27 protein-coding genes are annotated in these 23786 nt (G+C 71.9%); 14 read left to right on the top strand and 13 right to left on the bottom strand.

Features of this window, described 5'->3' with window-relative positions; genetic code table 11:
• Positions 1 to 83: 83 nt before the first annotated feature.
• Positions 84 to 602, bottom strand: coding sequence for a MarR family winged helix-turn-helix transcriptional regulator (locus GJ743_RS08210; RefSeq protein WP_155051378.1), 519 nt, complete (start codon positions 600 to 602; stop codon positions 84 to 86).
• Positions 603 to 642: 40 nt separating this feature from the next.
• Between GJ743_RS08210 and GJ743_RS08205 the strand changes: the two genes are divergently transcribed.
• From GJ743_RS08205 to ligD, 6 genes are all read left to right on the top strand, one after another.
• On the top strand, positions 643 to 1608 hold the full coding sequence (locus GJ743_RS08205) for a DMT family transporter (protein ID WP_155051377.1): 966 nt from the start codon (positions 643 to 645) through the stop codon (positions 1606 to 1608).
• Between the two features lie 53 nt (positions 1609 to 1661).
• Positions 1662 to 2882: an AI-2E family transporter gene (locus GJ743_RS08200; protein WP_155051376.1), complete on the top strand. Its 1221-nt coding sequence runs from the start codon at positions 1662 to 1664 to the stop codon at positions 2880 to 2882.
• 31 nt (positions 2883 to 2913) lie between these two features.
• The gene (locus GJ743_RS08195; protein ID WP_155051375.1) at positions 2914 to 4014 is read left to right on the top strand and encodes a YihY/virulence factor BrkB family protein; all 1101 of its coding nucleotides are present in this window, start codon (positions 2914 to 2916) and stop codon (positions 4012 to 4014) included.
• Between the two features lie 82 nt (positions 4015 to 4096).
• Positions 4097 to 4654 carry a nitroreductase family deazaflavin-dependent oxidoreductase gene (locus GJ743_RS08190; RefSeq protein WP_328288956.1) on the top strand — a complete coding sequence of 186 codons (558 nt, stop codon included), beginning with the start codon at positions 4097 to 4099 and terminating at the stop codon, positions 4652 to 4654.
• 10 nt (positions 4655 to 4664) lie between these two features.
• Positions 4665 to 4943: a DUF2277 domain-containing protein gene (locus GJ743_RS08185; RefSeq protein WP_155051373.1), complete on the top strand. Its 279-nt coding sequence runs from the start codon at positions 4665 to 4667 to the stop codon at positions 4941 to 4943.
• A gap of 36 nt (positions 4944 to 4979) precedes the next feature.
• Positions 4980 to 6008, top strand: coding sequence for a non-homologous end-joining DNA ligase (gene ligD, locus GJ743_RS08180; protein WP_155051372.1), 1029 nt, complete (start codon positions 4980 to 4982; stop codon positions 6006 to 6008).
• Positions 6009 to 6029: 21 nt separating this feature from the next.
• Here ligD and GJ743_RS08175 read toward each other — a convergent pair whose 3' ends face one another.
• Positions 6030 to 6734 (bottom strand): GTP pyrophosphokinase, encoded by a 705-nt coding sequence (locus GJ743_RS08175; RefSeq protein WP_155051371.1) that lies wholly within the window; start codon positions 6732 to 6734, stop codon positions 6030 to 6032.
• A 157-nt stretch (positions 6735 to 6891) separates the two neighbouring features.
• Positions 6892 to 7293 carry a YchJ family protein gene (locus GJ743_RS08170; protein WP_155051370.1) on the bottom strand — a complete coding sequence of 134 codons (402 nt, stop codon included), beginning with the start codon at positions 7291 to 7293 and terminating at the stop codon, positions 6892 to 6894.
• Positions 7294 to 7457: 164 nt separating this feature from the next.
• Here GJ743_RS08170 and GJ743_RS08165 point away from each other — a divergent pair, with 164 nt between their 5' ends.
• Positions 7458 to 8348 (top strand): aggregation-promoting factor C-terminal-like domain-containing protein, encoded by an 891-nt coding sequence (locus GJ743_RS08165; RefSeq protein WP_196216953.1) that lies wholly within the window; start codon positions 7458 to 7460, stop codon positions 8346 to 8348.
• 45 nt (positions 8349 to 8393) lie between these two features.
• Here GJ743_RS08165 and GJ743_RS08160 read toward each other — a convergent pair whose 3' ends face one another.
• Genes GJ743_RS08160 through idi form a run of 9 tightly spaced genes read right to left on the bottom strand, consistent with a single transcriptional unit; the run spans position 8394 to position 14811 of the window.
• Positions 8394 to 8684 carry a GNAT family N-acetyltransferase gene (locus GJ743_RS08160; protein ID WP_328288955.1) on the bottom strand — a complete coding sequence of 97 codons (291 nt, stop codon included), beginning with the start codon at positions 8682 to 8684 and terminating at the stop codon, positions 8394 to 8396.
• A 36-nt stretch (positions 8685 to 8720) separates the two neighbouring features.
• On the bottom strand, positions 8721 to 9092 hold the full coding sequence (locus tag GJ743_RS08155; RefSeq protein ID WP_155051369.1) for an RNA-binding S4 domain-containing protein: 372 nt from the start codon (positions 9090 to 9092) through the stop codon (positions 8721 to 8723).
• Between the two features lie 41 nt (positions 9093 to 9133).
• A complete protein-coding gene (locus tag GJ743_RS08150) occupies positions 9134 to 10036 on the bottom strand; it encodes a prenyltransferase (protein ID WP_328288954.1) in 903 nt (300 codons plus the stop codon).
• Positions 10033 to 10365: a lycopene cyclase domain-containing protein gene (locus GJ743_RS08145; RefSeq protein ID WP_328288953.1), complete on the bottom strand. Its 333-nt coding sequence runs from the start codon at positions 10363 to 10365 to the stop codon at positions 10033 to 10035. Before GJ743_RS08145 ends, GJ743_RS08150 begins: the two co-directional genes overlap by 4 nt.
• Positions 10362 to 10718, bottom strand: a complete 357-nt coding sequence (locus GJ743_RS08140; RefSeq protein ID WP_155051368.1) for a lycopene cyclase domain-containing protein — start codon at positions 10716 to 10718, stop codon at positions 10362 to 10364. The genes GJ743_RS08145 and GJ743_RS08140 overlap by 4 nt, the downstream gene beginning before the upstream one ends.
• Complete coding sequence (crtI, locus tag GJ743_RS08135) at positions 10715 to 12331, bottom strand: phytoene desaturase family protein (protein WP_155051367.1); 1617 nt, start codon at positions 12329 to 12331, stop codon at positions 10715 to 10717. Before crtI ends, GJ743_RS08140 begins: the two co-directional genes overlap by 4 nt.
• Positions 12328 to 13233, bottom strand: a complete 906-nt coding sequence (locus GJ743_RS08130; protein WP_155051366.1) for a phytoene/squalene synthase family protein — start codon at positions 13231 to 13233, stop codon at positions 12328 to 12330. Before GJ743_RS08130 ends, crtI begins: the two co-directional genes overlap by 4 nt.
• Entirely contained in the window at positions 13230 to 14276 is a 1047-nt protein-coding gene (locus tag GJ743_RS08125; protein WP_328288952.1) for a polyprenyl synthetase family protein, read from the bottom strand. The genes GJ743_RS08130 and GJ743_RS08125 overlap by 4 nt, the downstream gene beginning before the upstream one ends.
• Positions 14269 to 14811: an isopentenyl-diphosphate Delta-isomerase gene (gene idi / locus GJ743_RS08120; protein WP_155051365.1), complete on the bottom strand. Its 543-nt coding sequence runs from the start codon at positions 14809 to 14811 to the stop codon at positions 14269 to 14271. Before idi ends, GJ743_RS08125 begins: the two co-directional genes overlap by 8 nt.
• Positions 14812 to 14968: 157 nt before the next feature.
• Here idi and GJ743_RS19510 point away from each other — a divergent pair, with 157 nt between their 5' ends.
• From GJ743_RS19510 to GJ743_RS08095, 5 genes are all read left to right on the top strand, one after another.
• A complete protein-coding gene (locus GJ743_RS19510; RefSeq protein ID WP_328288951.1) occupies positions 14969 to 15436 on the top strand; it encodes an NUDIX domain-containing protein in 468 nt (155 codons plus the stop codon).
• 9 nt (positions 15437 to 15445) lie between these two features.
• Complete coding sequence (locus GJ743_RS08110) at positions 15446 to 16066, top strand: CDP-alcohol phosphatidyltransferase family protein (protein WP_328288950.1); 621 nt, start codon at positions 15446 to 15448, stop codon at positions 16064 to 16066.
• 17 nt (positions 16067 to 16083) lie between these two features.
• A complete protein-coding gene (locus GJ743_RS08105; protein ID WP_129234341.1) occupies positions 16084 to 16584 on the top strand; it encodes an FHA domain-containing protein in 501 nt (166 codons plus the stop codon).
• The gene (gene ftsR, locus GJ743_RS08100) at positions 16581 to 17273 is read left to right on the top strand and encodes a transcriptional regulator FtsR (RefSeq protein ID WP_328288949.1); all 693 of its coding nucleotides are present in this window, start codon (positions 16581 to 16583) and stop codon (positions 17271 to 17273) included. Before GJ743_RS08105 ends, ftsR begins: the two co-directional genes overlap by 4 nt.
• A 110-nt stretch (positions 17274 to 17383) precedes the next feature.
• On the top strand, positions 17384 to 17938 hold the full coding sequence (locus tag GJ743_RS08095; RefSeq protein ID WP_155051363.1) for a MerR family transcriptional regulator: 555 nt from the start codon (positions 17384 to 17386) through the stop codon (positions 17936 to 17938).
• Between the two features lie 113 nt (positions 17939 to 18051).
• On the opposite strand, the gene GJ743_RS08090 is transcribed toward GJ743_RS08095, so the two are convergent.
• Complete coding sequence (locus tag GJ743_RS08090) at positions 18052 to 18891, bottom strand: ParA family protein (RefSeq protein WP_328288958.1); 840 nt, start codon at positions 18889 to 18891, stop codon at positions 18052 to 18054.
• Positions 18892 to 18969: 78 nt separating this feature from the next.
• On the opposite strand from GJ743_RS08090, the gene GJ743_RS08085 reads away from it, so the two are divergent.
• Together GJ743_RS08085 and GJ743_RS08080 are read left to right on the top strand one after the other, a co-directional pair.
• Positions 18970 to 22374 (top strand): pyruvate carboxylase, encoded by a 3405-nt coding sequence (locus GJ743_RS08085; protein WP_155051362.1) that lies wholly within the window; start codon positions 18970 to 18972, stop codon positions 22372 to 22374.
• A gap of 37 nt (positions 22375 to 22411) precedes the next feature.
• Complete coding sequence (locus tag GJ743_RS08080; RefSeq protein WP_328288948.1) at positions 22412 to 23773, top strand: MinD/ParA family ATP-binding protein; 1362 nt, start codon at positions 22412 to 22414, stop codon at positions 23771 to 23773.
• Positions 23774 to 23786: the final 13 nt, after the last annotated feature.

Genomic DNA, 23786 nt, shown 5'->3' with positions numbered 1-23786 from the left:
ACATCGCCCGCGACCTCTACCGACTCCTCGAACACCCCGCTTGACATCCATAGGAGCGTCCCGCGGATCCATCCGATCCCCGCTCACCCGGTGGCCGGCGGCGTCTCGAACGCCGATAGCCACCGGGTGAGCACCCGTTCGAGCACCGCTCGTTCGTCGGCGTCGATCGCCGCGAGCAGGCGGTGCTCGTTCGTCATGTGGGCCGTCATGACCTCGTCGATGAGCTCCCGCCCGCCCGGGGTCAACGCGATGACCCGGCCACGGCCGTCGACCTCGCTCGTACGTCGCGTGACGAGTCCGCGGGCGACCAGCCGGTCGACGCGCTTCGTGACGGCGCCGCTCGTCACCATCGTCGATGCGGCGAGGTCGCCCGGCGTCCGTTCGAACGGCTCGCCCGCCCGACGGAGCGTGGCGATCACGTCGAACTCGCCCTCGGAGAGCCCGAACCGCTCGTAGACGGCGACCAGTTCCTCGGTGAGCGCATTCGCCAGCCGGTGCAGGCGGCCGATCACCCCCTGCGGGGAGACGTCGAGGTCGGGGCGCTCGCGTCGCCACTCGCGCATGATGCGGGCGACCCGGTCCTCCGTGGCATCCGTCGTCATGTGCGCCAGTGTATCTTCCATGGAAGGTATACTGTCTTCCATGGAAACTACTTGGCGGTGGGTGGCCGTCACCGCGATCGCGCCGATCGCGTGGGGCAGCACGTACTGGGTCACGCGCGAGTTCCTCCCGCCCGACGCCCCGCTGTGGGGGTCCGTCCTCCGCGCGCTCCCGGCGGGCCTGCTCCTGCTCGCCCTCCGGCCGCGGCGCCCGCGTGGCGCATGGTGGTGGCGGGCGGCCGTCCTCGGCGCCCTCAACGTCGGGGTGTTCTTCGCGCTCGTCTACCTCGTGGCACAGCTCCTGCCGACGAGCCTCGCCTCGACGATCATGGCGACCTCGCCCGCCGCGATGATGCTCCTCGCGTGGCTCTTCGCCGGTGAGCGGCTGCGGCTCGTCCCGCTCGTCGGCGCCGGCCTCGGCATCGCCGGCGTCGCGATCATGCTCGCGGGCGACGGAGTCGCGGCGGCGCCGCTCGGCATCGCCGCGTCGGTGCTCGCGATGCTCCTCTCCTCGCTCGGCTACATCCTCGCCAAGCGCTGGCGCGAGGGAACGGACGTCCTCTCGATCACGTCGTGGCAACTGCTCGCCGGCGGCCTCCTCCTGCTGCCCGCCGCGCTGGTGGTGGAAGGGACCCCGCCGCCGATGGACGGCCGGAGCCTCGCCGCCTTCGCCTACGTGAGCGTGATCGCGACGGCCGTCGCCTTCGCCGCCTGGTTCGTCGGACTCTCCCGCCTGCCGGCGGGCACCGTGGGCCTCATCGGGTTGCTGAACCCGGTGACCGGCGTCCTGCTCGGCGTGCTCGTCGCCGGGGAGCGCCTCGGAGGCTGGCAGCTCGCCGGCCTCGCCGTCGTGCTCGTCGGCATCCTCCTCGGACAGCCGGTCGCCCAGCGCTCGATCGCCCGGGTCCGGGAGCGCATCGGCCGTCGTGCGCACGCCGACGCCGCTGATCCGCGCCTCGCGCGCGGGCGGCGGACCGAAGTCCGTGCGCCCCTGCCCGCCGACTGCTAACCTGCGCCCCAAGTGCCGCGCCCGGGCCTCGGCGGCGGCGGATCGGGGGGATCATGGCACTCGGCTGGTGGCGTCGGAAGCGAGCGTCGGACTCCGAGGCGGTACCGCGCCCCGATGCCGCGGCGCCGACGGCCCTGACCTCGGTCGCGCTGCCGCGCGCGGCCGTCATCCTGCTCGGGTTCGCCGGGGCGGTCGTCGTCATGTTCGGGCTCGCGGCCGCCCGGTCGGTGGTCGCGCCGGCCTTCCTCGCCCTCGTGCTCACGATCTGCGTCCATCCCGTGCGGGTCGGGCTCGTACGGCGGGGCGTGCCCGTCGGGCTCGCGACCGGCGCCGCGATCGTCGCGGTCTTCGCCCTGCTCGCCGGATTCGTCGCCACGCTGGTCTTCGCGCTGGCGCAGTTCACGACGCTGCTGCCCGAGTACGCCCCGCAGATCCAGGCGGCAGCGGCGAACCTCGGCGATGCGCTCGAGGGCCTCGGCATCGGCGCGCAGCAGGCGCAGACCATCGTCGACGGGCTCGAACCGTCGCGCATCATCGACGTCGTGGGTGCGGTGCTCGGCGGCGTCGCCGGCATCACGTTCTCGCTGGTCGTCATCCTCACGCTGCTCATCCTCATGGCGATGGACGGGACCTACGCGCCGGCGATCCTCGCGCAGCTGCGTCCGCGCCGCGCCGCGCTCGTCGACGCGCTCGTCCTCTACACGCGGAACGTCCGGCGGTACATGGTCGTCACCACGGGCCTGGGCGTCGCACAGGGCGTGCTCAACTGGATCGCCCTGCTGGTCCTCCAGGTCCCCGGCGCCCTGCTCTGGGGCGTCCTGTCCTTCATCTGCAGCTTCATCCCCAACATCGGGTACTTCATCGCGATCGTGCCGCCGCTCGTGTTCGGCTTCCTCTCGGGCGGCTGGCCGGTCTTCATCGCCGTCCTCCTCGTCTACGGCGTCGTGAACGCGGTGGTCCAGTCGATCGTGCAGCCCAAGGTGGTCGGCGGCGCGGTCCGGCTGAGCGAGACGATCACGTTCGTCTCGGTGCTGTTCTGGGCGCTCGTGATCGGCCCGATCGGCGCGGTGCTGGCGGTACCACTCACGCTCCTCGTGCGCGCGGTCCTGCTCGACGCCGACCCGGCCCTCGCGTGGTGGCGCCCCGCGACCGGCGACGTCGAGGAGACCAAGGGGATCGCCGCGGAGCTGTCCGCCCAGGCGCGCGCGGAGGCCAAGGCCGACCGCGCCGCACGGCCGCCGCGAGGCCGGGCGGCTCGCTCGTCAAGGGCGTGATCCGCCGCGCCGTGCTCGCTAGCCTGACGGGATGAGCGAGCAGACCCGCGACGGGCGGACCCGCGACGGGCAGACGGGCGACGGGCGGACGGGGGAGTCGGCCGCCGGGGGCGGACTCCGCGAACGCATCGCGCGCGTCGTGCAATGGGTGCTCAGCACCAAGCCCGCACGCGCCTTCCTGCTCTACCAGGAGCAGCACGGGGCGATGCTCGCCGACAGCGTGACCTACCGCACGCTCTTCTCGGTCTTCGCCGGCACCTTCCTCGGCTTCGCCGTCGCGGGCATCTGGCTGGCCGGCAACCCCGACGCGATCGAGGCGATCACGGCCACCGTGAGCGGGGTCATCCCCGGTCTCATCGGCGAGGGGGCGGTGATCGACCCGGAGGCGCTGATCCAGCCCATCACCCTGAGCATCGCGGGAACGCTCGCGCTCATCGGCCTCGTCGGCGCCGCGATCGGCGCGATCCGCTCGCTCCGGATCGCGCTCCGGCAGCTGGCCGGCCGCCCCGACGACGACAGCTTCTTCCTCTGGCAACTGCTCCGCGACCTCGCCATCGCGATCGGCTTCGGAGGGCTCCTCGTGGCCGGCGCGGTCGTGACGGTCGTCGGCACGGGCGCCCTCGACGCGGTCGTCGACTGGCTCGGACGCCCGTTCGGCGGGGTCCTGTTCGACACCGGGTCGCAGACGCTCTCGGTGCTCGTCGCGTTCGCGATCGACACGTTCGTCATCGCGGGCCTGTTCCGTCTGCTCGCCGGGCTGCGCCCGAGCGCACGGGCGCTGTGGTCGGGGTCGCTCATCGGCGGCGCGGGGCTCACGGTGCTGCAGGTGCTCTCGGGGCTCTTCGTCGGCGGAGCGACGAGCAACCCGCTGCTCGCCTCGTTCGGTTCGCTCATCGCGCTGCTCATCTGGCTGAACCTGTCGAGCCAGGTCGTGCTCATCGCCAGCGCGTACATCGTGACCGGCGTCGAGGAGGAGCGCGATCGCGTCGCGGTGCGCTACGGCGCGACCTCGATGGCGCTGCGTCGGCTGAAGCGCGCAGAGCGACGGGCGGCGGATGCCGCGGCGGAGGTCGCCGCGGCACGTGACGCGTTGCCCGGGGTGCACGACCCGGCCGCGCGAGACCGGCGGTGAGGCGGCGCCGCGCCGGGTGGTCGTCCGAACCTCGGTCCGCGCGCGCTCGCGGTCCGCGCACCCGGCCCGACACACTGGTGGCGTGCCGACCGTGCTCCAGCTGACGCGCTCCATCGTCGCCCCGATCACCCGGACCCGGCTGTTCCGGCGGATCGCTCCCATCGTGCTGCCGACGGTGGAGGCGGTCCTCGGTGCGCTGAGCGGCGGGCGCCTGCAGCTCGCCTCGCTGCTCGTGCCCTCGCTCGTCCTGCACACCGTGGGCGCCCGCACGGGCATGACGCGGGACGTGCACCTCATGTACACGCCGGACGGACGGGGCCGGGCCATCATCGCGGGCACGAGCTTCGCGCGGGACCGGCACCCGGGATGGACGTACAACCTCCTGGCGAACCCCGACGCATCGATCACGGTCCGCGACCGCACGCTCCTCGTCCATGCGAGTCCGATCCCGGCGACCGAGCGGGATGCCGCGTGGGCGCGCATCGAGGCCCAGTGGCCCGGATACCGCGGATACGAACGGGACTCCGGGCGTATCGTGAGGCTGTTCCTGCTGCGTCCCGTCGCCGAGCCCGCAGGCCCGCACGACGGCGGCGTCGCCGCTGGCGACGGGCCCCTCGACGCGTCATCCGACCGGGATTAGGCTGCACCGCATGTGCAGGAACATCCGAACCCTCCACAACTTCGAACCCGTCGCGACGAGCGACGAGGTCCGGGCCGCCGCGCTCCAGTACGTCCGGAAGGTCAGCGGCTCCACGCACCCCTCGAAGGCGAATCAGGCCGCGTTCGACGAGGCGGTCGAGGAGATCGCGCACGTCACGCAGCACCTCCTCGACCACCTGGTGACCTCGGCGCCGCCGAAGGACCGCGAGGTCGAGGCCGCGAAGGCGCGGGCCCGAGCCGCCCAGCGCTACGCCACGGCGAGCGCATGAGCGGCGGCGTCGGGGGAGCGCGGTAGCGTCGCCGTCATGGCCCGCGACGCGACGACCCTCGAGATCGACGGACCCGATGGCGTGCGCGCCGTCCGGGTCTCCAGCCCCGACCGGGTCGTCTGGCCCGAAGCCGGCATCACCAAGCTCGAGCTCGCCGAGTACTTCGTCGCGGTCGGCGAGGCGTTCGTCGCGGCGAACGGCGATCGGCCGGTGTCGCTCGAGCGCTTCCGCGACGGCATCGGCGGCGAGTCGTTCTTCTCGAAGAACCCGCCGAAGGGCGCCCCCGGGTGGATGCGCGACGTGATGGTGACCTACCCCAGCGGCCGGAGCCATCCGCAGCTCGTCATCGACGAACCGGCCGGCGCGGTCTGGGCCGCTCAGATGAATACGATCGTCTTCCACCCGTGGGCCTCGCGAGCGGGGGCGCCAGACCTGCCCGACCAGCTTCGCGTCGATCTCGACCCGCAGCCCGGCACGGGCTTCGCCGACGCGGTTCCGGCCGCGTTCGCCCTGCGCGAGCTCCTCGCCGAGGTCGGCCTGACGGGATTCGTCAAGACCTCGGGCAACCGGGGCATCCACGTCTTCGCGCCGATCGAACCGGCGCACGAGTTCCTCGACGTGAGGCACGCGGTCATCGCGCTCGGGCGCGAGCTCGAGCGTCGCATGCCCGACCGGATCACGACCGCATGGTGGAAGGAGGAGCGCGGCGAGCGCATCTTCGTCGACTTCAACCAGGCCAACCGCGACCGCACGATGGCCGGCGCGTACAGTCCTCGGGCATTGCCGACCGCGGCGGTCTCGTGCCCGCTCGAGTGGGACGAGCTCGAGGGTGCCGATCCGGCGGCGCACACGGTCCGCTCGGTGCCGGAGCGCCTCGCCGAGCGCGGCGACCCCTGGGCGCACATGCACGATGCGCCGGGCCGCATCGACACGCTGCTCGACTGGTGGCAGCGCGACCTCGACGACGGCCTCGGCGAACTGCCCTTCCCCCCCGACTTCCCGAAGATGCCGGGCGAGCCGCCCCGCGTCCAGCCCAGCCGGAAGAACCTCGCGAACTGGGAGTGACCGGCATCCGCTGACGAGCGGTCAGACCTCGCTCGAGAGCGCAGCGCGCGCGGGCGGCGGCTGGCCGTGCACCTCGCGGTGCAGTCGCTCCATCCGCGCGTCGAGCTCGGCCGCGGTGCGCGCGGCGTCGGTGAGCTGGTCGAGCAGTTCGTCGGGAACCATGCGATCGAACTTGTAGTAGATCTTGTGCTCCAGGCTCGCCCAGAAGTCCATCGCGATCGTGCGGATCTGCACTTCGACGGCGACCGGATGCGCCCCCGTCGAGAGGAACACGGGGACCTCGACGATGAGGTGCAGGCTCTGGTAGCCGTTGGCCTTCGGCTCGGCGATGTAGTCCTTCACCCTCAGGACGAGCACGTCCTCCTGCGCGGTGAGGAGCTCGGCGATCCGGTACGCGTCCGAGACGAAGCTGCACGTCACGCGAACCCCGGCGATGTCGGTGATCGTCGCGCGGATCGCCTCGAACGAGGGGTCGATTCCCTTCCGGCGCATCTTGTCGATGACGCTGTCGAGGCTCTTCAGTCGGCTCGAGATGTGCTCGATCGGATTGTACGAATGCGCCTGGCTGAACTCCTCGCGCAGGATGGACAGCTTGGTGATCACCTCGTCCATGCCGAACTTGTACCGCTGCATGAAGCGCTCGGTCTCGTCGCGGAGCGCGCGCATCTCGTCGAGGGTCTGCCCGTCGATCGTGTCGAGCGTGCGCTGCGCCCGATCGGTCAGCATCGGCTGAGGGGCAGGGCGGGCTGGCGGGGTTCCGTCGAGCGGCGTCACGCAGGCCACGCTACGGTGCCAACCTCGGTGTTCGCTCTGCGGGCTCCATGCGCCGGCCATGAGTCGGCGTTGCGCGGCCCGGAAGCGAGCCGTCCCGCGCCCCGGGGGATCAGGCCCCGTCGAGGTAGCGCCAGCCCTCCTCGCGGATGAAGCGGCTCGTCTCGCGCTGCACGCCGCGCTCGTCGCCGTGCGCGTACCGTGCGGCGAACTCCACGACACCCTCGCGGTCGAGCGGACCGCCGCGTTCGGTGCGCACGATCTCGAGTGAGCGCCAGCGGACCTCCGGGTCGAGTTCGAGTCGATCGGGTCGGGTCGACGGATGCCACGTGGCCAGCAGGTACACACGGTCGCCGACGACGAACGCGGTGTAGCGCGAGCGCATGAGCTGCACCGCCGTCGGTGCGGCGCGACCGGCGAGCAACGGGCCGCAGCACTCGCCGTACGTGCTCCCGCTCCCGCACGGGCAACGGGCGTCGTCGGTGGGCGTCGCGAACGTCCGATCGGCATCCATGGGACCAGTCTCGCGCAGGCACGATCATGGTCTGCCCAGCAGAAGTCGAGGTTTCGTTCAGGAATACCGTGCAGAGTAGGGGATTCGTGTGCTCGGGCCGTCGGCTCGGGCCCGCCCATGCCCCGGCTCGGAGGGCCACCGACCCCCAGGATCCGAGCACCCCCATGCCTATGCAGAACTTCAACTCGATCACGCCTGCCCCCACCGAGACCGCGACGACCGTCGACGCGACCGCGTCCACGGACACCAGCGAGACCACGCCGTTCCGCACCGACGCCGCGACCCGTCGCGCCGCTCGGCGGAACCGCCTCGTCCGTCGTCGCCGGATCATCCTCGCCGGCGCGCTCGTCGCCGTCGGCGCCGTCGCCGGAACCGGGCTCACCGTCAACTCCTCGCTCGCGGCGCAGCGCGTCGCCGAGACCAGTGCGCTCGCCGCGTCCACCGGCCTCGCCGCCGAGCAGCTCGGAGCCTACGCCGGCGTCGCCGAGGCGAAGGTCCACGCCGAGGCCCAGGACACGCTCACCCTCGCCGAGGACACGCTCTCGGACGTCGAGGGCAAGATCGACGCCGAGCCGCTCGCGTCCTCGGTCGCGACTCTCGGCGACTACAAGGCGCTGCCGATCGACGAGGTCCGCGACCTCACGCTGTCGACCCGCGCCGAGATCCGGAAGGCCGAGGACGCCGCGAGCGCCCATGACCGAGAGGTCGCCGAGCGCGAGGCGGCCGACGCGCTCGCGCGGGCGAACACCCCGGAGGGCGCCAAGCAGACCGCGCGCGCCATGGCCGCCTCCCAGTACGGCTGGGGCGAGGCCGAGTTCCAGTGCCTCGTGCAGCTCTGGACCAAGGAGTCCGGCTGGAACTACCAGGCCGTCAACGCCTCGAGCGGTGCCTATGGCATCGTCCAGGCCTGGCCGGCGGAGAAGCTCGCGACGGCCGGCGCCGACTGGCGCACCAATGCGGCGACCCAGGTCAAGTGGGGCCTCGACTACATCGCCCGCGGCTACGGCAGCCCGTGCGCCGCGTGGGGGCACTCGCAGTCCCTCAACTGGTACTGATCACCGAGCGCCCGGAGTGAGCCGTCGACCCGAGGGGTCGGCGGCTCACGCCGTCCTCGGGTCGAGCAGCGCGCGTCGATCGGGGTGCCGGTCGAACCACTGCTCCACGTACCAGCAGCTCGGAACGATCCGGAGCCTCGAGCGCGACTCGACGTCGTCGACCGCGAAGCGCACGAGCTCGGCTGCGAGGCCGCATCCGCGGTACGGCGGATTCGTGAACGTCCGCACGAACGCCACCGTATCGCCGAGTTCGCGGTAGTCGAGCACGCTCGCGACCTGCCCGTCGATGCGGATCAGGTACCGGCGGCGTTCGGGTTCGTGCACGAGGTCCTTCACCCGCCCAAGGGTACGCCCGGCCGGGTGCACCGCCGGTCAGCGACCGCGGAGGCGGTCGAGGTCGCGCCGTTCGCGCTTGGTCGGTCGCCCCGTGCCGCGGTCGCGCAGCGGAACGGATGCCACGGCCTCCCGCGGTGGCGGTGCGGGTGTGCGGTCGTCGGCGGCCGCCGCCGCGAGCTCGGCCGACACGCGCTTCACGATCGGACGGCGCACGATGAGGATCCGGTCGAACCCGTGCAGCCGGACGCGCACCTCATCGCCGGGTCGGACCGGCTGCGCGGCCTTCGCGCGCTCGCCGTTGACCCGCACGTGGCCGGCGCGGCACGCCGCGGTCGCGGCCGAGCGGGTCTTGCACACCCGGACCGCCCAGAGCCACGCGTCCACGCGCGCCGCGTCGGGTTCCGCCATCCCACCAGCCTATGACCGCATCGGAGTTCGGGGACGCCCGATCAGCGCACGAGCGCCCACCAGATCATCAGCATCGTCACGAGGAACCCCACGACGTAGTTGATGAGGATGAAGTGGCGCCAGCCGCGGTTGGACACGCCGGACGCGGCATCCGTCACCGATCGATACGGCCATGCCGCCCACAGGTAGGGGATCACGAGCACCGACGCGAGCGGTCCCGGCCATTCGGTCGCGAGCATCAGGAATCCCGCCGCCGCCCACAACCCGAGCGCGATCCGTACCGTCGTCGCCGCGCCGAAGGCCGTGGCGATTGACGCGATGCCCGCCTCGCGATCGGGGACCACGTCCTGCACGGCGCCGAACGCGTGGCTCGCCATGCCCCAGAAGAAGAACGCCACGAGCAGCGCGATGAGCGGCCACGTGAAGTCCGCGCCGGCGACCGCGAGGCCGTACACCGCCGGGCTGGTGAAGTGGGTGCTCGACGTGACCGAATCGAGCACCGGACGCTCCTTGAAGCGCAGGCCCGGCACAGAGTACGCGAAGACCGCGAAGAGGCTGATCGCGAGCACGAGCCACGACCAGGGTTCGTCGGCTCCGCCGAGCCAGAGCATGACCGCCACGAGCGGCGCAGCGGTCACGATGCCCGCCCACACCACCGTGCGATGGAGGCTCGGATCGAGCAGCGCCCCCTCGGCGCCGCCCTTCCTCGGGTTCCGGAGGTCGGACTCGTAGTCGAACACGTCGTTCACGCCGTACATCAGCAGGTTGTACGGCACGAGGAAGAACAGGGTGCCCACGACGAGGAGGGCGTCGACCCGGCCGGTCGTGAGCACGTACGCGGCGGCGAACGGGAACGCGGTGTTGATCCAGCTGATCGGCCGCGACGACAGCAGCACCTGGCCCGCCCGGTGCCCGAGTCCGCCACGGGTCGCCGCCGCGCTCACCCGTCGACCTCCGCGGCGGGCCTCCGGCCCGCGCGAGCGCTGAGGTTCCAGACGGCGGGCAGCAGCAGCACGCCGGCGAGCGGGTACAGGAAGTCCTCGACCGGGGCGAGCCCGATCGCCCAGCCCGACCGGTGCACGTCGTCGTACGCGACGATGCCGGTGCCGACGATGAGCGAGTCGAAGACGGCCGTGAGGACGAGGAGCACGGCTGCGGCGACCGCGGTGGCGATCGCCCTCCGTCGGAACGCCGTGCGCTCCCGAGGACGTGCCGCCCACGCCGCGACCGCTGCGATGGCCAGGAACGGCAGGCTGATCAGCAGGTACGTCACGGGCGTTCCTTCCCGTCGGCAGCGGCGATCCGAGCGCTGCGCGACGCGAGCACCCTCTCGCCGCCGAGCACCAGTACGAGCGTGAGGTAGCAGAGGAAGGCGAGGAACACCGGCTCCTCGAGGGGGAGCTCGGGTGCGAGCTCGATCCCGGTGACGATCTCCGACGTGCCGCGGAAGAAGACCCCGGTGACGATCCCCGCCGCGTCCCACAGGAGGAAGAACGCGACGCCCACCACGACGGTGAGCGCACCGGCGAGCGGCGCCCGCCAGAACACGAGGCGCCAGCGGGCGTCGATGAGCGCCATGCATCCGATGACGACGAGCAGGCCGGCGAGGTACGCGAACGCCGTCATGCGACGGTCGTGGTCGGGTCGGCGGGTTCGTGCTCGACCGTACCCTCGGGCTCCGCGATCGGCCCGGACGAACGGTCGCCGCGGACGCGCTTCAGGACGTTCTCGGCGCTGATCAGGCACATCGGCAGGCCGATGCCCGGTACGGTCGACCCGCCCGCGTAGTACAGCCCGTCCACGCGCCGCGACCGGTTCGTCCCGCGCAGCATGGCCGACTGACGAAGCGTGTGCGCGGGACCGAGCGCACCGCCCTGCCAGGAGTTCAGGTCGGCCGCGAAGTCGGCCGGGCCGACCGTCCGGCGAACGACGATGCGCTCCTCGAGGTCGTCGAGGCCCGAGACCTCGGCGATCCGACGGATGGCCCGGTCGGCGGTCTCCTCGACGAGCCGGTCGCCCGTGCCGTCCTCGCCGCCGCGGCCGATCGCGGGATCGGCCGGCACCGGCACCAGCAGGAACAGGTTCGTGTCCCCGGCGGGTGCCACCGAGGCATCCGTCGCACTCGGCATGCACGCGTAGAACGACGCGGGATCGGGCACGTGCGGGTCGGCGCCGAAGATCGCGCCGAAGTTCGCATGCCAGTCCTCGGTGAAGAAGAGCGTGTGGTGGGCGAGGCCCGGCACCTGGCCGCGGATGCCGAGCATGGCGAGCACAGCTCCGGGGCCCGGGTTGCGACGGCGCCACCAGGTCTCCGGGTACGTCTGCGCGTGCCGGGGGAGCAGCTCGGTCTCCGTGTGGTGCAGGTCGGCCGTGGACACGACGCGATGCGCCGGCGCGACGACGCTGCGACCCGACGCCGACCGGAAGCGCGCTCCCGCGACCGCGGGTCGGGCGCCGGCCGAGGACAGCTCGATCGACTCGACGCGAGCCCCCGTGACGATGTCGACCCCCGCCGCGACGGCGATCGCGGCGACGCGCTCGATGAGCTCGGCGAACCCGCCGCGCGGGTAGAACACGCCCTGCTCCAGGTCCATGTGGCTCATCAGGTGGTACATGGACGGCGTCGCATCCGGCGACGAGCCGAGGAACACCGCCGGATAGCCGAGCACCTGACGCAGGCGCCGGTCGTGGACGGCCCGGGCGGCGAATCGCTCGAGCGGCGTCGTGAGCAGCGTGGCGAACCGCCCCGCCTGCCGGAGGACCTCGCCGGAGAGCAGGGACCGGGGATCGTCGAAGTTCGTGTAGAGGAACCGCCGCCGTGCGATGTCGTACGCGGATGCCGCCGAGTCGAGGTATCGCTCGAGGGCGGTGCCGGCTCCCGGCTCGATGGACTCGAACAGCGCGACGTTTCCGGCGCGGGTCGGCTGCACGTCGAGCGGCTCGTCGTGGCCGTCGGCCCACACCCGGTAGCCGGGATCGAGCTGGACGAGGTCGAGCTCTTCCGCGGCGCTGCTGCCGAACAGTCGGAAGAAGTGGTCGAAGACCTCCGGCATCAGGTACCACGAGGGCCCGGTGTCGAACCGGAAGCCGTGGCTCGACCAGGACCCGGCCCGGCCACCGAGCTCGTCACGCGCTTCGAGCAGGGTGACGCGGTGGCCGTCGCGTGCGAGGAGCGCAGAGACCGCGAGTCCCGCGATCCCGCCGCCGATCACCACGATCCGCTCGGACGTCCCGATCATCGTCGATTCCCTCCCGTGGTGAGCGCTGAACGGACGGCGATCGCCAGCTTCTCGCCGTCCGGGACGCGGATCCGCGTCGCGATGATCTCGGCGGCCGGCGTGGCGCGGCACCGCGCGGACAGGCTCGCGAACAGGCCGTGCGCCGCGGCGACCGCGCTCCGGGCCCGTCGTGGAAGCTCGGGGAGCGCCTCGCCGGCGATCGCGAGGTCGTGGTCGATGTCGTCGAGGATCGCGGTCTTGTCGGCCTCGGTGAAGGCGTCCGGGTCGACGCCGGGGAAGTAGTTTCGACCGAGGGTCCGCCAGTCCAGGGCGAGGTCGCGGAGGAAGTTGATCTTCTGGAATGCGGCGCCGAGGTGGATCGCGCCGCGCTCGAGGCGCGCACGCCGTTCGGGGTCGACGGCCTGCGCGGCGCCCGAGGCGTCGGCGGCGAGGAAGGTCTGCAGGCACATCAGGCCGACGACCTCGGCCGAGCCGTGGATGTACGGGCCGATCTCCTCCGCGGTGAACGGAGCGGGATCGAGGTCGCGCCGCATCGAGGCGAAGAAGGGGCGGGTCAGCTCGGTGCCGAACCCGGTCTCGCGGGCGACGCCGGCGAAGGCGTGCACGACGAGGTTCGCGGAGTAGCCGCACGCCATCGCCCGCTCCGTCTCCGACTCGAGCCCGTCGAGGACCTCGTGCTGCTCGTCGAGCGTCAGCCCGGCCTCGGCCGCGGCGCCGTCGACGACCTCGTCGGCGACCCGGACGAGGGCGTACACCGACCTGATCCGCCGACGGGAGTCCGCGTCGAGGAGCCGGGCCGCCGCGCCGAACGAGGTCGAGTACCGGGCGATGACCGTGGCCGAACTCGCCTCGGCGGCATCCGCGTACCGCTCCAGGAGCGTGGGATCGTGTCGTCGGCTCATCGCATCCGCTCCGTCGCGCGCTGCGCGAACTCGCCGAGCTCGACGCGGAGCGCCTGCGGCAGCTCGGCGGCGTCGAGCTCGTACCGGGCGAGCGTGACGTGCTCGTGCGCCAGGGCCAGGGCCGCGTCCAGGGCGCCGCAGGCGCGGAGCTCCTCGCGGAGCCCGGCGGCGGACTCGTCGTCGAGCGTCGGGTCGCCGAGCCGATCCCGGATGCTCGGCCACGACGACGTGGTCGCGGCGTGCGCGATCAGCGCGGTGCGCTTGCCCTCGCGGAGGTCGGCGGAGGCGGACTTGCCCGTCACCGTGGGATCGCCGAACACCCCGAGGACGTCGTCGACGATCTGGAAGGCGACCCCGGCGAGGCGGCCGAACCGGCAGAGGGCAGCCACCGCGGGCTCCGGGGCGCCGGCCAGCGCGGCGCCGGCCGCGAGCGGAGCCTCGAACGAGTAGACGGCGGTCTTCTGCTCGAGCGTCGCGAGCACGCCCTCGAGCGCGGGCGTCGATCCGTCGAGCGTCGAGACGACGTCGGCGAGCTCGCCGGCGGCCGAGACGAACACGGCGTGGTCGAGGATGTCGAGCAGCGACTCGCGGCACGCCCGGTCGACCGGGAGCATCGCGAGCTCGCGGTGCGCGCGACTGAGGGCCAGGTCTCCCGCGAGCACGGAGGCGGTCGCCGCCCACACCTCGCCGGCTCGTGCGTCGCCGCCGTGCTCCTGCGCCCGTGCCGCGAACCGGCCGGCCACGTTCGGCACTCCCCGCCGGACGGTGTCGCGATCGATCAGGTCGTCGTGGATCAGGAACGCCGTGTGGAGGAGCTCGAACGCGAGGGCCACGCGCGTGACGAGCGCACGATCAGATCCGCCGAACCCGCGATAGGCCGCCCACACCAGGCGCGGGCGGACGCGCTTGCCCCCGGAGCTCTGCTGCTCGATCGACTCCCACAGCGCGGTGTAGTGGCTGCCGTACGCGCCGGCCCGGTCTCGCGCGTCGGCGAAGAACCGGCGGAGCTCCTCGTCGATCGCGGAGTCGAGCAGTTCAGGCACGGAAGAGCTCCAGTTCCCTCGCCTGCAGCACGAGCCACGGGCTGAACGCCCACGGCGCCGCGTCCACCGCGGTGGCGAGGGCCCGCGGGTCGACCCAGCGGTACTCCGCGACCTCGCGCGGATTCGGGTCGGGCTCGCCGGCGGCGGTCGCCACGTACACCGGGCACACTTCGTTCTCGACGATGCCGTTGGCGTCGGTCGCCCGGTACCGGAACAGCGGCAGCGCCAGTTCGACGGTGTCGAGTTCGAGCCCCAGCTCGAAGTCGGCGCGACGGCGCACCGCGTGCAGCAGCGGCTCGGCCGGCTTGGGATGCCCGCAGAACGAGTTCGTCCATACGCCCGCCCAGGTCTGCTTCGTGACGGCGCGACGCGTGATGAGCACCTCGCCGATCGGGTTCACGATGTGGCACGAGAAGGCGAGGTGCAGCGCGGTGTCGGGTCCGTGCGCCGCGCTCTTCGGGGCTCGGCCGATGGGTGTTCCCGACTCGTCGAGCAGGACCACCTCGTCCTCGACGGTCTCGGTCGTGTGGTTCATGTCGGCCTCCTCGTCCGTTGGGCGATGCGACGAACCGGAGTTCGTGTCCCCGAAGCTAGCAGCGGGTCCGACCGCGGCGGAACAACCGAAAGTTGGACCAAGACGGCGCGGGGTCGACGGATGTCGCGCAGGGCGGATCGTGCGTCATGCTGGACGGGTGACGGGCGAGAGCGGGGACGGCTGGGCGGAGGGCCCCGGCGGTGCCCGGTACTGGGGTCGGTACGGTGCGGCCGGGCTGCTGCTCGTCGAGCCGAGCGGGGCGGTGCTGCTGCAGCACCGGGCGGCGTGGAGCCACTTCGGCGGCACCTGGGGCATTCCCGGCGGGGCCCGTCATCGCGGCGAGTCGGCGCTCGACGCGGCGGTGCGCGAGGCGACCGAGGAGACGGGGATGCCGGCGGGCATCGTCGCCGCGCGGTTCGAGAGCGTGCTCGACCTCGGGTTCTGGTCGTACACCACGGTCGTGGCCGACGCCGCGAGGCGCTTCGAGCCCCGCCTGGCCGACCCCGAGAGCATCGCGCTGAGGTGGACGCCGCTCGCGGCGGTCGACGCACTGCCGCTGCATCCGCGCTTCGCCGAGGCCTGGCCGGCGTTGCGCGCCCGGCTCCGGGACCCGTCCGCTCGCTAGGATCGGAACGTGGCCGAGAAGAGCACGGGGGTGTCGGATCGGATCTGGACGCTGCCCAACCTGCTGAGCATGCTCCGGCTCCTGCTCGTGCCGGTCTTCCTCGTCCTCGTGATCCTCGGCGAGTACGTCCCCGCGCTCGTCGTGCTCGTCGTCGCCAGCTTCAGCGACCTGCTCGACGGCTTCCTCGCGCGCCGGCTCGGCCAGGTCACGCGGCTCGGCCAGCTGCTCGATCCCGCCGCCGACCGCCTCTACATCTTCGCGGCGCTCATCGGCCTGGCCGCGAACGAGCTCGTGCCGTGGTGGATCGTGGTGGTGATCGTCGCGCGCGACGTGTTCCTGCTCGTCCTCGGCGTCGTGCTCGCGAACCACGGGTACGGGCCGCTCCCGGTCCACCAGCTCGGCAAGGCGGCGACGTTCGCGCTCTTCACCGGCATCCCGATCATCATGCTCGGGCTGGCGTTCCCGGTCCTGCTCCCGGTCAGCGAACCGTTCGGGTGGGCGGTCACGATCTGGGGCGCGTTCCTGTACTGGTGGGCCGGCGTCATCTACGCGATCGAGACCGCGCGTGTCGTCCGTGAGACGCGGGTGTCCGGGCCACCGGCATCCGATACGCTTGAGCCGGGAGGTTAGCGGTGGCGGATTCCGACATGACCCAGACCGGCGCGAACGGCGAGGAGCGCGAGCCGTCGGCTGAGACGTCGGCGCATCGCGTCGGCCAGCCGAACGACACCACGATGGGGTTCAGCCGCGAGGCCGCGGCGCAGTTGAGTGCGCTCGACGCCGACGTGAGCGCGGCCGAGCAGGAGGCCATCGCGGCACTGCCGTCCGCGTCCGCGCTGCTCATCGTCCGACGCGGTCCGAACGTCGGCGCCCGATTCCTCCTCGACACCGAGGTCACCTCGGTCGGCCGGCACCCCGACGCCGACATCTTCCTCGACGACGTGACCGTCTCGCGCAAGCACGCCGAGTTCGTGCGCCACGGCACGGCCTTCGAGGTCCGCGACCTCAACTCGCTGAACGGCACCTACTTCGACGGCATCAGGATCGAGACGGCGCTGCTGAGCGACGGAGCCGAGGTCCAGATCGGCAAGTACCGCCTCACGTTCTACGCATCGCGACACGACCTCGCGCCGACGGGCACCGGGTGAGCGAGGGCGCCGCGGCGCGGCGTCCGGCTCACGCCCCGCCGCTGCTCGGCATCGGCCAGGTCCTGGCGAGACTCCAACCGGAGTTCCCGGAACTGACCCCGTCGAAGCTCCGCTTCCTCGAGGAACAGGGCCTCATCACGCCCGCCCGCACGGCGGCGGGATACCGCAAGTTCTCGCCGGCCGACATCGAGCGGATCACGGTCGTGCTCTCGATGCAGCGCGACCACTACCTCCCGTTGAAGGTCATCCGGGCGCACCTCGACGAGATCGACGCGGGCCGCACGCCCGCACTGCCCGGCGTCGTCGATGCGGCGGCGTTCCGAGCGACCGCGCCCCGATACTCCCGTGACGAACTCCTCCGCGCCGCCGGCGCCCCTGCCGCGCTGCTCGACGAGGCCATCGGCGCCTCGCTCATCCGTCCCGCCGAGGTCTACGGCCCCGAGGCGAGGGACCTGCTCGCGGCGCTGGCCGCGTTGCGCGCGAGTGGAATCGAGCCGCGTCACCTGCGGGGACTGCGCGCATCGGTGGAGCGTCAGGCCGAGCTCGTCGAACGGGCGATCGCCCCCGAGCGGCGCCCCGACCCCGCCGGGCGTGCCCGGAGCGCGGAGCGCGCGAGGGAACTGGGCGATCGCCTCGCGGTCGTCCATGCCGCGGTGCTGCGCGACACGCTCGACCGCCACGCGCACTGAGCGGGCGACACGCCGTGACGTTCGGCCCGATGTCCTCGACTCCGATGGTCGGCGTGGGTAGCGTTGACTCCGCGCCGCCGCGGCGACGACGAGAGTAGAGGGGCGATCGGATGACCGAGCTCGATCGGAGCGAACGAACACGCTACGACCTCGGACTGCTCTTCACCGACGGCCTCCCGGAGCACGACGACGGCACCGGCTATCGGGGCGCGGTCGCCGCCAGGGCCGCGGGCATCAGCTACCGGCAGCTCGATTACTGGGCTCGGACCCAGCTCGTCGAGCCCACGGTGCGCGGCGCAGCGGGCTCCGGCTCGCAGCGGCTGTACGGCTTCCGCGACATCCTGGTCCTGAAGCTGGTGAAGCGTCTGCTCGACACGGGCATCTCGCTCCAGCAGATCCGCGTCGCCGTGACCCAGTTGCGCGAGGCGGGGATCGACGACCTCGCCCAGACGACCCTCATGAGCGATGGCGCGAGCGTGTACCTGTGCACGTCCGACGACGAGGTCATCGACCTCGTCAACCGCGGGCAGGGCGTCTTCGGCATCGCGGTCGGGAAGGTGCTGCGCGAGGTCGAGTCCACGCTCGTCGAACTCGACACGCAGCAGGCCGACCACGTCGACGAACTGGCTGCGCGCCGGGCGCGCGCGTCGCGCAGGATCTCCTGACGCCACCTGCGCCCGTGTCCGGCCGCGATCGAGTCCGCGCGCGATCGACGTGATCGGCGCGGCGACCGTGTTCGCGCGCGGAACATGACGTCGTGTGACGTCGCCCGCACGACTCAGCGCGGGGCGTCGAGCTCCATCTGCGCGGCGGGCGACTGTCCGTAGTCGCCGATCCGAGCGGCGCGCAGCACGCGGTCGAGCAGATGGTCGAAGTGACTCGACATCTCTTCCGCGCTCTCGCCCGGCCACATGTGCAGCGGCTTCGCGGCCCCTTGCGCCTGCTGGAGGGAGGTGCGTTCCGGCAGCTGCGGGCTGAGCACGAGCGGGCCGAACATGTCGCGCAGCTCCTTGATGCGGAACTGGTGTTCGAGCGACTGCACGCGCGCGCGGTTCACGATGATGCCGAGGGGCTGCAGGCGGGGGGAGAGCCCGCGCCGGATCTCCTCGATGGCGCGGAGCGCGCGATCGGCGGCCGCCACGGAGAACAGGCCGGGCTCGGTGACGACCGCGACGCGGTCGCTCGCGGCCCAGGCGGTCCGGGTCAGGGCGTTCAGGGACGGCGCGCAGTCGATGAGGACCAGCTCGTAGTCGGACTCGACGTTGGCGAGCGCCTCCTCGAGCTTCCAGATGTCGCGGATCGACGGGTGCGGCCCGTCGTAGTTGATCGCCGACGGGCTGCCGATCATGACGTCGATGGTCGATTGCGGGTTGGACCTCGTCCATCCGCTGGGAGCGATCGCCGAGCGGACGATCTTCTCCTTCGGCGACGCGAGTACGTCGGCGACGTTGAGGTGGCCGGACACCTGGATGTCCATGCCCGTCGAGACGTCGGACTGCGGGTCGAGGTCGACGACCAGTGTTCGCACGCCTCGCGCGAAGGCGGCCGACGCCAGCCCGAGGGTGACGGTGGTCTTGCCGACCCCGCCCTTCAGGGAACTGACCGAGAGAACGTGCACGAGCGAATACGTTACCGTTACTCGCACGGCGATACCTAAATGTTCGCTGTGCGGAAGACCCCCATCGGAAAGGCCTGCATGTTCTCGAAGATCCTGGTCGCCAATCGCGGTGAGATCGCCATTCGCGCGTTCCGTGCCGCCGTCGAACTCGGTGCGAAGACCGTCGCCGTCTTTCCGTATGAAGACCGCAACTCGCTGCACCGGCTGAAGGCCGACGAGGCGTACCAGATCGGCGAGCAGGGTCATCCGGTTCGCGCCTACCTCGACGTGTCGGAGATCATCCGCGTCGCGAAGGAGTCGGGCGCGGACGCGATCTACCCGGGGTACGGCTTCCTGTCGGAGAACCCCGAGTTGGCGCAGGCCGCGGCCGACGCCGGCATCACCTTCATCGGTCCGCCCACTCGCGTGCTCGAGATGGCGGGCAACAAGGTGACCGCGAAGCAGCAGGCCATCGCGGCGGGCGTGCCGGTGCTGAAGTCGACCGAGCCGTCGACCGACGTCGAGGCGCTCCTCGCGCAGGCCGACGAGATCGGCTTCCCGATCTTCGCGAAGGCCGTGGCGGGCGGCGGCGGCCGCGGAATGCGTCGCGTCGACCGTCGCGAGGACCTGCGCCGCTCCCTCGAGGAGGCGATGCGCGAGGCCGACAGCGCCTTCGGCGACCCGACCATGTTCCTCGAGCAGGCCGTCCTCCGTCCCCGACACATCGAGGTGCAGGTGCTGGCGGATGCCACGGGCGAGACCGTGCACCTCTTCGAGCGCGACTGCTCGGTCCAGCGGCGCCACCAGAAGGTCGTCGAGATCGCTCCGGCGCCGAACCTCGCCGACGACGTCCGCGAGTCGCTCTACCGCGATGCGGTCGCGTTCGCGAAGTCGATCGGGTACGCGAACGCCGGCACGGTCGAGTTCCTGCTCGACACGGCGGGCGAGCGCGCCGGCCAGCACGTCTTCATCGAGATGAACCCGCGCATCCAGGTCGAGCACACCGTGACCGAGGAGGTCACCGACGTCGACCTCGTCGTCGCGCAGATGCGCATCGCGGCGGGGGAGAGCCTCGAGGACCTCGGCCTGACGCAGGACCGGATCCACCTGCGCGGCGCGGCGCTGCAGTGCCGCATCACGACCGAGGACCCGACCGCGAACTTCCGTCCCGATACGGGCAAGATCACGACGTACCGCTCGCCGGGCGGCGCGGGCATCCGCCTCGACGGCGGCACGGTCAACCCGGGCGCGCAGATCAGCCCGCACTTCGACTCCATGCTGGCGAAGCTCATCTGCCGGGGCCGCGACTACCAGCAGGCGGTCACGCGCACGAAGCGCGCCCTCGCCGAGTTCCGGATCCGCGGCGTGTCCACCAACATCCCGTTCCTCCAGGCGGTGATGGACGACCCGCACTTCATGAGCGGCGACCTCAGCACCTCCTTCATCGACGAGCGACCGCAGCTCGTGCGCGGGCGGGTCTCGAAGGACCGCGGCACGAAGATCCTGAACTGGCTGGCCGACGTCACGGTCAACCAGCCGAACGGCCCGGCGCCGACGACCGTGTCGCCCGCCGAGAAGCTGCCCGAGATCGACCTGACGGCACCCGCTCCGGCCGGCTCGCGTCAGCGCCTGCTCGAGCTCGGACCGACCGGCTTCGCGGCGGCGCTCCGCGCCCAGACGCCGCTCGCCGTCACCGAGACGACGTTCCGCGACGCCCACCAGTCGCTCCTCGCGACGCGCGTCCGGACGAAGGACCTCGTCGCGGTCGCGCCGTACGTCGCCCGGATGACGCCGCAGCTGCTCTCGGTCGAGGCCTGGGGTGGGGCGACCTACGACGTCGCGCTGCGCTTCCTCGGCGAGGACCCGTGGGAGCGGCTCGGCGCGCTGCGCGAGGCGCTGCCGAACATCAACATCCAGATGCTGCTGCGCGGCCGCAACACCGTCGGCTACACGCCGTACCCGACCGAGGTCACCGACGCGTTCGTGCAGGAGGCGGCGACGACGGGCGTCGACATCTTCCGCATCTTCGATGCGCTGAACGACGTCGCGCAGATGCGTCCGGCGATCGAGGCCGTCCTCGCCACGGAGACCGCGATCGCCGAGGTCGCGGTCTGCTACACCGGCGACCTGCTCGACCCGCGCGAGGACCTCTACACGCTCGACTACTACCTCCGTCTCGCCGACGAGATCGTCGCCGCCGGCGCCCACGTGCTCGCGATCAAGGACATGGCGGGCCTGCTCCGCCCGGCCGCGGCGGAGAAGCTCGTCGCAGCCCTCCGCGAGCGGTTCGACCTGCCCGTGCACCTGCACACGCACGACACCGCCGGCGGTCAGCTCGCGACGCTGCTCGCGGCCAGCCGGGCCGGGGTCGACGCGGTCGACGTCGCCAGCGCGCCCATGGCGGGGACCACGAGCCAGCCCTCGGCGTCCGCGCTCGTCGCCGCGCTCGCGCACACCGACCGCGACACCGGGATCCCGCTCGACGCGGTGTCCGACCTCGAGCCGTACTGGGAGGCCGTCCGACGGATCTACCGTCCGTTCGAGTCGGGCCTGCCCGGCCCGACCGGTCGCGTGTACCACCACGAGATCCCCGGCGGCCAACTGTCGAACCTCCGCCAGCAGGCGATCGCCCTGGGGCTCGCCGACGACTTCGAGCTCATCGAGGACATGTACGCCGCGGCGAACGAGATCCTCGGCCGCGTGCCGAAGGTGACGCCGTCGTCGAAGGTGGTCGGCGACCTCGCCCTGCACCTCGCGGCCGTCAAGGCCGACCCGGCCGACTTCGCGGAGAACCCCGAGAAGTACGACGTACCCGACTCGGTCATCGGCTTCATGGCCGGAGAGCTCGGCGACCTGCCGGGCGGCTGGCCCGAGCCGTTCCGCACGAAGGTGCTCGCGGGTCGCGACGTCCGCGTCGGGGTCACGGAACTCACGCACGCGCAGCGTCGCGGGCTCGCCGAGCCCGGGGTCGAGCGGCAGGCGCTGCTCAACTCGCTGCTGTTCCCCGCGCCGACGCGCCAGTTCGAGCAGATCCGAGAGCTGTTCGGCGACCTGTCGGTCGTCGACACCGCGGACTACCTGTACGGACTGCGTCCCGGCTCCGAGCACGTCGTCGAGATCGACCGGGGCGTCCGCCTCTACGCCGGTCTCGAGGCGATCGGCGAGGCCGACGACAAGGGCATGCGCACCGTGATGACGATCCTGAACGGCCAGCTCCGGCCGGTGTTCGTCCGAGACCGAAGCATCACCGTCGAGTCCCGGGCGGCCGAGAAGGCGGATGCCTCGCAGCCCGGTCACATCGCGGCGCCGTTCTCCGGCGTGGTGACCCTGCAGGTCGAGGCCGGTGCCGAGATCGAGGCGGGACAGGCCGTGGCATCCATCGAGGCGATGAAGATGGAGGCCGCGATCACGTCGCCGGTCGCCGGCGTCGTCGAGCGGGTCGCCATCCCGAAGACCCAGCAGGTGGAGGCGGGTGATCTGCTCGTCGTCGTACGCCCGGGTTAGACTCGGGACTGTTCCGCACTGATGAGGAGGGGAATCGGTGGCAGAGCACGATGACGATCCGAACCGCGGCACTCGCCGCCCCGTCTCCCGGACCACTGCCGACCGTGCGCGGTCGGGCGGTGCGCACGCGGCCGACGACGTCGATGTCCACGTCGACCTTCCACCGGCTCCGGCTCGGGTCATGCCCGACGACGAGGTGGCGGTGGCGATCGACGACGTCGCCGTCGACCCGGGCGACCTGACGGCGGTGACGACGGGTACCACCTCAGTCGACGTGGTTCCCGCGCTGGCGGGAGCCGGCTACCGCTCCGCCGGCCGACACGACACGTCGCCGTATGGCGCGCTCCTCGCCGCCGACGGTGCGCGGCTGCGTCGCGAGCGGGTCACGACCGATACGGGCTCGCATGTCGCGATCGTCGCCGACGGCGAGTCGGCGGTCGTTCCGGCCGAGGTGCCGGAGACCGCGGAGTCGCTGACGGCGGACCGCCTGATCGACCTCAACCGCACGACGCGACCGGCGCCTCAGGGCGGCATGAACCGTCTCCTCTACGAGGCCACCTTCCACCTGGTCAACCTCGGCGACTCGGCGAAGGTCCGAGCCCACAAGGAGATGAGCGAGCGCATCCGTCGTCGCTTCGAGGGCGGGGCGCGCTTCGTCCCGGTCCTCACGCGCAAGGGCGGCGTCGGCAAGACGACCGTGACCGCGCTTCTCGGCATGGCCCTCGCCGACGCGCGGGACGACCGGATCATCGCGATCGACGCGAACCCCGACCGGGGCACCCTCGCGGAACGCGTCGACCGGCAGACGAGGGAGACGGTGCGCGACGTCGTCGCGAAGGCGTCGTCGATCGGTGGGTACACCGACTTCTCGAGGTTCGTCTCGCGGGACGAGACGCGACTCGACATCCTCGCCTCGGATACCGATCCCACGTTGTCCGAAGCGTTCGACGACAACGACTACAACGTCGTCGCCGGGCTCGCGGCACGGTACTACTCGCTCGTGCTCACCGACTGCGGCACGGGGATCGTCCACTCGGTGATGCGGGCGACGCTGCAGCGGGCCGACTCGATCGTGATCGTCTCGGGCGGCAGCGTCGACGAGGCGCGGCTCGCCAGCGAGACGCTGACGTGGCTCGAGGCGAACGGGTACGGCGAACTCGTCCGCAATGCCGTCGTCGCGATCAACCTGGCCACGCAGGGCACGCACCTCGTCAAGGTCGACGAGATCGAGGCCCACTTCCAGTCTCGCGTGCGCGAGATCGTGCGGATCCCGTACGACCCGCAGCTCGCAGCGGGGTCGGTGGTGAACTGGAGCGACCTGCGTCCGGTGACCCAGCACTCGGCCCGCGAACTCGCCGCCCTCGTGGTGGAAGGCCTGCCCGTCGAACGCGGGCACTGAACACGGAGCACCA

Origin of the sequence: Agromyces bracchium, from assembly GCF_009709675.1 — a bacterium.
Taxonomy (GTDB): Bacteria; Actinomycetota; Actinomycetes; order Actinomycetales; family Microbacteriaceae; genus Agromyces; species Agromyces bracchium.
Note: the sequence above shows the minus strand (reverse complement) of the source record. Positions and strands in the feature narration are given on the sequence as shown.